General features: G+C 38.0%; 7 protein-coding genes. All 7 read right to left on the bottom strand.

What is annotated here, in order from left to right:
• Window positions 1-79: 79 nt before the first annotated feature.
• On the bottom strand, window positions 80-484 hold the full coding sequence (locus BWI92_RS25330) for a phosphatase PAP2 family protein (RefSeq protein WP_141234929.1): 405 nt from the start codon (window positions 482-484) through the stop codon (window positions 80-82).
• Complete coding sequence (locus BWI92_RS25325) at window positions 451-813, bottom strand: hypothetical protein (RefSeq protein ID WP_095168206.1); 363 nt, start codon at window positions 811-813, stop codon at window positions 451-453. Before BWI92_RS25325 ends, BWI92_RS25330 begins: the two co-directional genes overlap by 34 nt.
• A gap of 152 nt (window positions 814-965) precedes the next feature.
• Window positions 966-2,144, bottom strand: coding sequence for a Pycsar system effector family protein (locus tag BWI92_RS25320; RefSeq protein ID WP_095168204.1), 1,179 nt, complete (start codon window positions 2,142-2,144; stop codon window positions 966-968).
• 19 nt (window positions 2,145-2,163) lie between these two features.
• Entirely contained in the window at window positions 2,164-2,460 is a 297-nt protein-coding gene (locus tag BWI92_RS25315) for a DUF3817 domain-containing protein (protein WP_095168202.1), read from the bottom strand.
• 116 nt (window positions 2,461-2,576) lie between these two features.
• Window positions 2,577-3,194 carry an ATP-binding protein gene (locus BWI92_RS25310; RefSeq protein ID WP_141234928.1) on the bottom strand — a complete coding sequence of 206 codons (618 nt, stop codon included), beginning with the start codon at window positions 3,192-3,194 and terminating at the stop codon, window positions 2,577-2,579.
• A 74-nt stretch (window positions 3,195-3,268) separates the two neighbouring features.
• Window positions 3,269-5,662 (bottom strand): PAS domain S-box protein, encoded by a 2,394-nt coding sequence (locus BWI92_RS25305; protein WP_095168197.1) that lies wholly within the window; start codon window positions 5,660-5,662, stop codon window positions 3,269-3,271.
• 462 nt (window positions 5,663-6,124) lie between these two features.
• Window positions 6,125-12,094: a PAS domain S-box protein gene (locus BWI92_RS25300; RefSeq protein ID WP_095168194.1), complete on the bottom strand. Its 5,970-nt coding sequence runs from the start codon at window positions 12,092-12,094 to the stop codon at window positions 6,125-6,127.
• Between the last annotated feature and the right edge of the window lie 215 nt (window positions 12,095-12,309).

Below are 12,309 nucleotides of genomic sequence, written 5' to 3'. Positions count from 1 at the left end.
GTTGAAGAGTATAGGAAGAGAAGTATGTAAAAAAAACGCGTTTTCATCATAAAAATTATCAAGCAGTAGTGTGCACTAATCAAAATCCAATCGTGAGATTGCCAGTGACAGCATAACCATTATACACGGGAACAAACGATACGTTGGAAGGTAACTTTGGAGCAATCTGCTTTTTGATCCAAGGATAAATAATATATGAAGCTTTAGCAGAAAGAATTCCGATACCTGCACCAACCAATACATCAGACAACCAGTGACGGTTGTTTAGCATGCGAAAAGTACCCGTAGCCGTAGCTACGGTATATCCACCAATGGTGTACCAAACACTTTGGTCGCCATATTCGGTGGCCAAAACCGTTGCGCCAAAAAAAGCATTGGCGGTATGCCCTGAGGGGAACGAATCGTTACTCGAATCGTCAGGACGAGTGATACTAGTTATTTTCTTTAGTCCTAAAACAGTCCCCAACATGATACCTGTTCCCAAAACAATAATTCCACCTTTGTCGACAAAGGTATTTTTCCCTTTACTCCTACTATGCTCAAACCCATTGCTGCGGCTTGTGGAGCTAACTGCAAATAATCGTCAGCGTGAGTTCTAAAACTAGATAGATATTTAGTATGCCATTCTTTTTGTTCAGCTTTGGTACTATTGTTAATAAATACCATTCCTGTAGCAATCAGAATGCCTGGTGCAATCATTTCTTTGGCAGTAATTAAAGGTTTTGAACTATCAGAAGTTTGCTTTTGGGCAAACGTAATATTTGATAAAAAAAGAAAGCTGATAAATACCAGCCTAAAGGATTTTTTGAACATGGAAATGAAATTTTAGTCAATGGTAAAGTCAACTTGTTGGTAAACAGGTATGGTGCTATGCCTCTGGTTATTAGCCATTTGCATACATCACCCTAAATCTATTCAAAATTTGAACAGAATTCATTTAAAAAACAAACCCAAACAAATAAACATTACTTATGCTGCTGCAACATGGTAGCTATCCCAAAAGCCAGAATAGAAGCCACAAAACCGAACATGAAAATATTATAAGCAATACGTAACAACCTATACTTTTTACCAAGTACCTTCCCCAAAAAGTAAATATCGCGCGTCATGGAGGCATATAGAAACTCCGAGTCATTCATCATTTCCTTCATACCAGCCTGATAATCTTCTAATTTCATTTCGTGAAAATTACCAAAAAACAACAAATTAGCACTTCGGTTAGCAATATCCTCCTTTGAAAATTTACCTTTCGTTACATTCGGAATAGTTGCCAATACTGCAAAAACTGTAGCCAATAAACATACTGTAGTAATCATGATCGTAGGTATTATGAGATAGGTATTCTCCTCCAATTTCCTCATTAATATACTGACAATCAATGAAATAACAATCGTGTTTACCGAAATCATAATATTGGCCTTGTTATCGGCCATGGCAGACAGTTGAAAGTGGTTGGCGGAAGTGGTTCTAAACATGGTTTCGATACCACGGTCTGGGCGTTTCACCTTTGCGTCTGCATCCTTTTCTTTCTCCTTACTATCTTTTTTACTCTGTTTCAATTCTTCTAATTTCTCTTTGATGAGAGCTATATTTTTTTGTTTACGAGGTTCCAAAACTCTCTTTCCATATGCAGTAAAATAGTGATGATCGTCCATGAAGGTTAGTGTTTTCTTAAGCCAATCTTTCTCGGATAAAGACATTTTGGTAAAGCAAATTTCGGTACGAAGATGTTCTGTCATTTCTAGGAAATTATCAGAAGCCAAATGCGACAAATCGGCATCACACAAAATCATTTGCTTATGCGAATGTGGGCTTTGGGGCATACGAGTAGCTCCAATATAGACAGCAACTTTATCTATTTGCTTTTGAGGGCATTCTATTTTTGCCAAAAATTCCTGAGAAAGTGTAATACTGTGGGTTTCATGGTCATCAAAGCTCACCGAGTAACCAATATCGTGCAACCAAGCAGCCATCAAGAGATTTTCGAGCGCTTTATCTTTTACCCCTTCCTCTTGTGCAATTTCTATGGTGGCAGCCACTACGGCTTCTGTATGTTGGGCATTGTGGTAACAAAACTGAGGCGGTAGTTGTGACAACACCGACTCGGCATATTGTTGTACTAAGTTGAGTTTTTCGGTATGCATAAAGACAATTGCAACACGATTATAGTGTCTTTTTCAGGTAAAAAGTTCCAAACGGAATTAATGATAATACGAATGCCAACATTGCTTTGCGCAAAGTCATGCCTACTTGAATAATCATAGCTAAAATAGTTGCCACAAATGCAACAAACAGGACTCCATGAATGGTGCCTCCAATTTTAACGATTTCGGGTTTATGCAAAATGTATTTGACTGGCATTGCCACAAACAACAAAAACAAATAGCTGTAGCCTTCTATTTTTCCTATGATAAGGAAAGCTCTGATGATATTAGCGGATAAGGAACTTTTTTCTGACATAATTTAATTAAGCTTTTGTAAACGACTATCGAAAGTGATGTGACAAAGTAAATTGACGACTTTGAAGAGTATTTACACTTCTTCAACTCAGTATTGAGGATTTTCGTTTCAAAAGCCTAGGATTTAGCAAAATACACAATAAAAGTAGTGCCTTTATCAACCTCGCTTTGCACATCTATTTTTCCACCAAGCGCCCGAATTTGAGAACTTACGATATAAAGTCCTAATCCTTTGCTATCTGGATAATCATGAAAACGTTGATAAAGCCCAAAAATTTTACTTCGATGACGCTTCAAATCAATACCTATTCCATTATCTGTAAAGTGAAGTTCAACATAATTAGGGGTATCTATGGTAAACACCTGTATTTCAAGCGGTCGACTCAATGAACGATACTTTATGGCATTGGTCAATAAATTTAATAAAATACTTTCAAGATAAGAAGAGTCAAAACTCACTTCACCAACACCACTAAAGTCTGTTTGCAATGAAGCATTTGCTTCTCGGATTTGGTAGCCAATAGAGGATTTTACTTTGTCAAATTCAGCTTTCAAACTCAAAGGCTTTTTCTCTAAGTTTACCCGATTTTTCATTACCAAAACATCTAATAAATCATTGATAGTTTGATTGAGTAAGAGTGTCGACTCTTTAAATTTTTCGAGTAATTCTAGCGTCATTTCATCACGAATTGACTCTGGCTCTACCAAATCCAGAATACCGATTAGATTAGACAATGGCGCTCGTAAATTGTGAGAAGTGATAAATGTAAACTGCTTTAAATCAGTATTACTATCGGTTAACTCTCGAATCAAAACCTCTTTTTCTGCTTCTGCTTTTTGCGAGCAGAAATATCTCTGAACACCGAAATTGCATGTGTAAACTCACCTTTAGCATCGGGTACGGGTACAACTTCCAAACTTGCCCAAAATTGCTCACCATTTTTGCGATAAACAATGATTTCAACTTCCTCATGCTTCCAATTTTTGATGGCATCCTCAATTTTGGCAATTGCCTCCAAATCGGTTTTTTCACCAACCATCATCATTGTTGGATTGGCCATTATTTCGCTTGAGTCAAAGCCCGAAAGACGAACAAAAGCCGTATTAAAATAAACAGCCCGATGGCATTTATTTTCGAGGTTAGGCTCTGTAATCACAATGGCGTCATTGCTATTAGTAATCACAGACTCGCGCAAACGCAACTGAAGTTCCTCTTCTTTTTGTTGAGTAATATCACGTCCTGAGGCAAATATGAGTTTTTCGTCGGGCAAATAGGTAACCGACCAAGAAATCCAACGAACACTTTGGTCTTTGGCAATAAAACGATTTTCCATTACCGACACCGAAGCCTTTTCTTGAATTCCTCGGAGGACTTCAAGTGTTTGTTGTTTGTCTTCTGGATGTACAAAATCTATTACATCATGACCATTGATTTCATGAGTGTCATAGCCCAAAACACGTAAAAAAGCGTTATTAATTCTGACAAAAAAGCCGTCGAGCGTAGCAATACCTAGCAAATCGTTGCTCAACAAGAAGAAGTGATTGAGCATTTCATCGGCATTTCGCTTTTCGATTTCAGCTCCTAATTGCTTGCAAACCTCTCCCAAAAAAGATAGGATACTGTCGTCAGGTTGATGTACGGCTTTACTGAAAAAAACCATCCATCCAATATGCTTTTCATCGTAAATGATAGGAATAGAAATACCAGAATGTATTCCTATTTTATCAGAAACAGAGGTTCTTTTAAAATCCTCCATTTCGTGAAGATTATTCAACCAAATAGGATGCTGACGATTGTGACTGTCGTTATATATCGTTTGAGCAAGACTCACATCTTTTTGCAAAAATGGATCCACCATTTCTTGAAAATGCTCAAATTCGGTGGTATAGCTGTAGGTTTGTAATCGGATATATTCTTTTTGGTAGTCTGTCATCCAAATTTCTGAATGCTCCCAGCCCAAGTAATTCCTTATCGATTCTAGACAAGCATTAAGCCCTTTGGTGAGCGAGGCCGCATTCCTAAATAGTTCTAAACTATGGACTAAAATTCGTTTTTCTTCCTCAGCTCTAACTTTTTCGGTAACGTCCCTAATCAACATTTGCATAGCCTTACGACCAGCGAAATCAATAGGATATGCCGTAACCTCTACGATGATTTTTTCGTACCCTGCTTTTAAATGTACTTGCAATAAGCTGTTTTTTAATGACAAAGACTCTCTTTGCATGGCTTTCGGACAAATATCCTCCATGCACATCTCCAAAAACTCTTCTCGATCGTAACCATAATGCTGAATTGCCGCAGGATTTACCTCCAAAAATTCCATGGTGGCACTATCATAAATCCACATGGGGTTTGGATTATTATCAAAAATTTGTCGATAGTTGTATTCAGATATTCGTAGCTTTTCTTGCGAAACCTTACGCTCAGTTATATCCATCATAGTGCCCAGCATCCTTACGGGCACGTCATTATCATCATAAATTACTGAGCCACGGTCATGAACATAGAAATATTCTCCAGCACCATTTTGAAAACGATATTCATATTCCCAGAACTTGTTACTTCGAGAAAGCAAATGAGCTTTTATAACGGCCTCTAAAGCAATGATATCTTCAGGATGGACTCTTTCACCCCAAAAACTAAAATCAGAAGTGAACGATTTTTCCTCATACCCATGGGTATGTAAGAATGTATCTCCCGAACGCACTACCTCATTATTTGCCAAATTGACATCCCAAACCACACCAATTGTTGCATTGGACACCATAGTGTAGCGCTCGTTACTCTGCTTTATTCTTTCAAGATTACGCTTACGTTCAATACTATATCGAATGGTCTTTGAAAGCAGTTTTGACTCTAATTCGCCTTTTATCAGATAATCTTGTGCACCATTTACAATTGCTTCGGTGGTTGTTTGAGTATCCTCCATACCCGAAAGCACAACTATTGGGATATGAGCTGCCATTTTATTCAAATCTATAATAGACTGAATCCCAATACTATCTGGCAATGATAAATCCAAGAATACTAAATCATAATCAGCATTGGCCAAAGCCTGTTTAGCTTCAGCTACCGTTATGACATTCTGAACCTCCTTTACATCTAGCCCTGTATCGTGTAGATATTCCTCAAAAAGTATATAGTCACCGAGGTTGTCTTCTACAACGAGTATCCTCAATTGTTGTGGTTTTATAGTAATCATGGTGGTAATGAAGTTAAGTTAGTGGCAAAATTAAATTAATTTTACCTGCATTAGGCTCAATTTTGTAAGACAAAAGTGTAAAAGTGCTTCTGAAAATGTGGTAGAAACCTTTTGCCTACTGCAAACTACTAATAGCAAAAAGCGATATTTTGCAAAATTAATTATACTTAAGTAATCGAGCAGAATAAGATTTAAGTTATGTGTTTAGGGACAAGGCAACAGGTACAAGGCACAGAGTGTTAAAATGTTTTTATTAACCACAGCCATACTTTTTTACAAAGCCCACCGCCGAAAGCTGATACCTGAATGCCTTGGGCACAAAAATTAAATTCTATTTTGCCCACTAACTTATATTAGCCTTAAAGCCTTAGGATACCAGCTGTAAACATTAGGCAAAGAACATTCTACTTTTATAATAGGAAATGTTTTGCCTAAAGCTCATAGCCGAAAATCGAAAGCTCATTACAAGTTAGTTTCGATAAATTTGGGCTTATTTTTAGGTAATGTAAATTTAAAAGCACTACCCTCTCCAACTACACTCTCAACCCACATTTTACCTTTATGGCGTTCAACGATTTTCTTGCAAATAGCCAAACCAATACCCGTTCCAGAATATTCTGTTTTGTTGTGTAGTCTTTGAAAAATGATAAAAATCTTTTTAAAATATGCAGAATCTATACCAATTCCGTTATCTCTGAAAGAAAAAATCCAATCATTTTCAGTTTCATCCAATTCAATCTGAATAACAGGGTCTTTTTCTCCTCGATATTTTAGCGCATTTCCAATCAAATTCTGAGCTAATTGGAGCAATTGTACCCTATTCCCGTCTATAATGGGCAATTTACTGACTAATACTGTTGCGTGCTCCTTTTTAATTTTTTCGTCGTAAATCTGTATGACCTCTGTAATCACCTCATTCAAGTCTACAAGAACAAAAGCATCGCGGTTGGTCCCAACACGTGAATATTCCAACAAATCAAGTATCAGCTGTTTCATACGCTCTGAGCCATTCACAGCAAAATAAATGTATTTCTTTGCTTGATCGTCGAGTTGGGCATCATACTTTTTCTGCAAAAGTTGCAGGAAACTACTCACCATGCGTAGGGGTTCTTGAAGATCATGCGAGGCTACATACGCAAATCTTTCGAGCTCTTCATTGGATGCGACCAGCTCGCTTGCTCTTTTTTCTAGTTCAAGATTTAACTCGTTTAACTTCAGTTCTGTTTGTTTCAATGGCGAAACATCCTGAATTGCTCCAATCATTCGAATGGCATTATTGTTTTCATCATAAAGCGTAAAGCCCCTATCGTACACAAACTTATAGGAATCGTCGGCGCATAGGATGCGGTATTCATCCTCCCAGTGGAGTTTTTTATCGACCAAATGTTTACGCAAACTATAATTAACTCTTGTAGCATCATCGGGATGAACCTTCGAGAGCCACCAGTAATAATCACCTGTAATTTCTTGAAGCGAATACCCTAATATTTGGGTCATACTTTCACTCCATAGAATCTCATTGGTTTCGAGATCCAAGTCCCAAATCAAATCATTGGTGGCTTTCGCGACTAAATTATAACGTTCATTACTTTCTCTGAGCGCCAATTCAGCTAGCTTACTTTCCATAATGAGCGTTACTACTCGCTTCACATTTTCGAGCGCCACCTCTTCTTCTCGCGAAGGCACTCGCTCGTCATTGAAGAAATACGCCAACACGCCAATGATTTTGCTGCCCGCTCCAACAATTGGCATCGACCAGCATGCCTTAATCCTCTGTGCTCTAAGCATTTCTACCAAAGGTTGCCATTGTGGCATCAAGGCAAGGTTTTTTACAAATTGCTTATGCGGGAAAAACAAACTGGTGTATTCTCCTTGCTCATTTGGTTTGGTACTAAAACCAAAGGTTTCGATAGAGGTAATCAAATTTTCGTCCAAACTTGAATCTACGAGCATTTTCAACTCGTTTCCTACCACTTGCCAAGCAGTAATAAATGTGCTTCCTTGCAACTCTTGTACTTGATTGATATAATATTCCAGTACTTGCGCCAATGTAGAATCTTGAGAAGTGTTGTATTCCAGAGCTGCTTTTTCGATTCGGTCAAGCTGCTCTTTCAACTTTTGTTCGGTAACATCTCTAAAAAAGATAGAAAGTCCATTCTCGGAAGGATAGGCGTTAATATGGAACCATCTTCTACCCGGTGCATAAAAGTCATCAAACGATACTGATACATTTTCTTCGATGGCGCGAGTATATTCAGAATAATAACTCAATGGCGCACCATGTCCAAAAGTATCCCAAAGATTTTCATTGATTAAGAAATTACGACTCATCCCCAACAGTCTTTCAGCTTCAGCGTTCATGTAAGTCACTGTATATTTGTGATTTACCGCAAAAAACCCATCAGTAATACTTTCAAGAATATTAGTAATTTGAACATTATATTGTTCCAAATCACGCTCATGTTTTTTCCGTTCAGAAATATCTGTGAAGATGGTAAACAACGACACAATCTGATTATTTTCGTCGGCAATCGGTCCGGCACTTACATAATAATCTATCCAATCTTCATTGTCATAAATCACTACATCTTGACTCACGTGCTGGCCTTTCAAAACTGAATCAAAAATATTGTAAGCAAGAGGCTCCTCGACAAGTGGGATTTTTTTATCTACTATATCTGTAAAATCGCCCGCAAATTCATGGAAAGACTTGTTGACATAAATAGGCTTTCCTTCGGGACTCCACAAACACACCAAATCTTTCATATTGTCGAGAAGGTGCTTGTACAAACTCAAATGCTGATCACTATGCTTTTTCTCAGTAATATCTTTTGCCGCAGCAATTACCCGATCTTGTTCTTTGATAGAAGCAACCGTCCAAGCTAACCAACGAACTTCACCATCTTCTTTCAAGATTCTATTTTCAAAATACCCTACCTGACGCGTTTGAGCTAGTACTGATATTTGTTGTAAGGTCTTTTCTTTGTCTTCGTCATGAATATAATCAAAAACCGACCGCCCCATAAGTGAGCGCTCAGTACCATATAGCCATTCTGTAGCTACTTTATTAAGTCTTGTAAAACAAAAATCTGCATCGAGCATGCACAGAAAATCTGGCGAGGAGTTAAAGAATATATTGAGCTCGTCTTCGGCTTTTCTTCTTGATAAATCTACCCCAATTTGCCTTGAAACGTTATCAAAAAAATCTGTATCGTTCGATATATGTTCTTCTGTTGAGTAAAAGCAGAAAACCGCAATGACTTGTCCACGAAACAAAATGGGTAGTGCTACTCCCGAACGACAATCTAATTTATCGATAATACGCTTTTCGGTAGATGGAATAAAACCATTAGATAAATCCCATTCCTGAATACGCTGAGTAGCCCAAGCCATTCCAGGCAGAAACTCTCCTATTTTGAGATCTTGGAAAGCCAATCCTGTAAAATCCAAGGCTACAGACTCATCAGCAAACCAGTTAGCGTGAAGGTTGAGTTTGGAATGATTAAGATTCAACATCCAAGCTTCGGCATACACACAGTCCAAGTAGTAGGCCAGAATTCTGAGCGATTCATAGATAGCAACCTGAAGAATATCTATTTCATTGAGTTTTCGAGAAATCGTCCAGAGGTGCTCTTGCTCTAATTCTTTCTTAACCGAATCGGTTATATCACGGCTTACACCTACTACGCCAATTACCTCCCCATTCGTGTCTCGAAGAGGTACTTTATTGGACAATAACCATTTGATTTGTCCTGACTTTGTAAGGAAGTATTCTTTGATATTCGTTACCGCATTACCCGAAGACATTACGTATACCTCTTGCTCACGGAGCAAATTAGCACTACTTTCTTCCAATAAATTTAGCCCTGATTGATGAAGCAAATCTTCCTCTTTGCCGACACCGAATAAATCTAAACCGACTTTATTAACCAATAGGTGACGATGCTCGGTATCTTTGTAATAGATATACGCAGGGATATTATCGATAACAATCCTCAGGAAGTTACGCTCTTGCAACAAACTAAGCTCTATAAGTTTACGCTCGGTGATATCTTGTGAAGTGCCCTTTATGGCTATTGCTTGTCCCGATTCGTCGGTGATTAACTCTCCTCTTTCATGCATATATCGTATTTCTCCCGACGGAAGTACAATACGATGTTCAATGTTTAATCGCCCTTTTCCCTCACAAACCTGATCATAAGCTTTTAGGAAGTCATCCCTATCATCGGGATGGATACTTTGCAAACAGGCCTCAATAGTATACTTGAAGGTTTTTTGATCTAACCCAAAAAGTGAAAATTGCTCGTTAGACCAAATCAAATGATTCTTACGTAGGTCAACCTCCCAACTTCCTATACGCGCGATTTTCTGAGCGTCGGTAAGATTCTTTTCACTTTTAAGCAGTTGTTCCTCTACGGCTTTTAGATGAGAAATATCAGACAAGGTTCCTATTACTCGAGTAGGTTCGTTTTGAGCATTTCGTTCCATCACAACACCCCTATCTAACACCCAGATATAATGATTTTGTTTATGTTTGAAACGATATATTTCTTCAAAATACTGAATTTCATCATGAATCAACTGAAGGGTTGATTTCATAACTCTTTCGTAATCATCAGGATGTATACGCATCAGCCATTCCTGATAGGAGTCCTCTAACTCATTTTCTTGATATCCTATTAACTCTTTCCAAATCTTTGAAAAATGCACTTTTTGTTCAAGCACACGCCAATCCCAAACACCCTGCTGACTACCTTCCAAAGCACGTTTCCATTTTTGTTCGTTGGCTAAGATGGCTTGTGAAGTTTCGAAACTGCTGGTAATATCCTTCAAAATACCGTATACGCCTTGCAAGTGCCCATTGAGCAGTATAGGCATCGAGGTCAGATGAACTCTTTTGGTCGTCCCAGTCCTTGTCCTTATATCAATTTCAATATTTTGAGAACTCCCTTCAAGGGTCTTTTGCAAAATTTGTTGAAGGTTTTCCGAGAATACCAAAGTCGAAAAATTACTAACTTTGCATTCTAAAAGAGCATCTTTTGGATACTCGAGTATATCTGCCAATGCGGCGTTAACGGAGGTAAATTTTCCTTCAAAATCCAAAGAAAATACACCATCAGGATTTTGGTCAAAGAGAGATTGATATCGCTGTTGATTTTCGAGAAGGGTTTGTTCTGTCTGCTTTCTTAAGGTAATATTATTCATGAGCACCGTAATCCCAACTACTTCATTTTGAGCGTTATAAGAAGGATTAATACTCACCTCAAAAATTTGTTCAGAATCCCGAACATCTATTCTTCGTTCAATAGTTGTACTTTTCCCTCGAATAGCATCTTGAAAGAATAGATCACAGTCAACCAGATTGGCAACACTACATATTTCATAAGGTAATGGCGCTCCGATTTGGGGTTCAAAGCCAGCTTTTTCTAGCCAAAAATTCCTAAAAGCACCATTATACTTCAATAAGCAAAAAGATAAATCTAGGGAGAAAATCGCATATGGAATATTTTCTACCAAGGAAGCTAACTCTGCTTCACTTTTGATGAGCGATTGTTCAAGACGCTTTTCATAGGTAAGATTTGTAGAAAAAATAGCAATACCATTCGAAGCGGGGAAAATTCTATTCTGAAACCACTTATTCCAAGGAGTAAAGTAGTTAATGACCACTTTCGTTTCTCGATTAGTCATTACATCTTGACAGGTCTCTTGAAATGGGCCGTTTGAAAATTCAGGGAAAGTCTCCCAAGCATTTTTACCAATCAACTGGTCAACAGTTGTTTGAATAGAACTTGCTAATTGTTCATTGGCGTAGGTAATGATCCAATCTTGATTAATAACCACAAAACCGTCTGATATGCCTGCTAGGAGGTCATACGCAAAATTGCCAGACTCCTCTGTATTAATGGTTTGTAAATCCTGTTTACCTATTTTCATGGCACGGATAATACCCATCAACACCTCTTCCTTCTCATTTCCCTGATTGGTGTTGGCAAGGTTCCAATGTGCCGAAACTTCTACCCATAGGTTTTTGCCTAGCTCATTGGCTTGTAATACCACTTCAAAACCTTTTTTTGTTTTAATAGCATTGGACAGATTCCTTTCTAGCACCTCTTTCCCTGCATCTGAAAATATATCCTCCAAGCGATTACCTACCTGATAATCTGACCAATAATTGACAATATTATCGGAGAATACAAACTGTTGCGTACTAGGAAAATACTCCCAAATACACAGTTCTGCCAGTGAATCTATGAAGAAATCATGGGGTTCTGTTGGTTCTTCTGAAGAGGTAAGAGTAGGACAATGACTCCCTTTTGCCTTGAGTGTATCCAGTATTTCACGAAGTTGCTCGGTGAAATAAGGAAGTTGTTCAGTAGAAGCATTGGGCAACTGTTCAACCAGAAATTCAAGTTGAGAAAGCGGTTTTATCATTCGAATTGGGCAGCTATGAAATTCAAGGATATGTAATTTAGTAAGTGGGCAAATCTAAGTTTACCCGCCCTAGGCTATCAACTTTATGCCGTAAGCTAAAATTTTGAAATTTGTTTATATTGACATAGTGAACACATTTTGACCGAAGGCATATTATATTTTCACCAACGTAAATATAAATAAGCATAAAACCTCACCTCACAGTCATCGGTTGG

This window comes from Flectobacillus sp. BAB-3569, from assembly GCF_002270355.1.
Lineage (GTDB): Bacteria > Bacteroidota > Bacteroidia > Cytophagales > Spirosomataceae > Flectobacillus > Flectobacillus roseus.
This window is presented reverse-complemented; position numbering and strand designations above follow the sequence as displayed.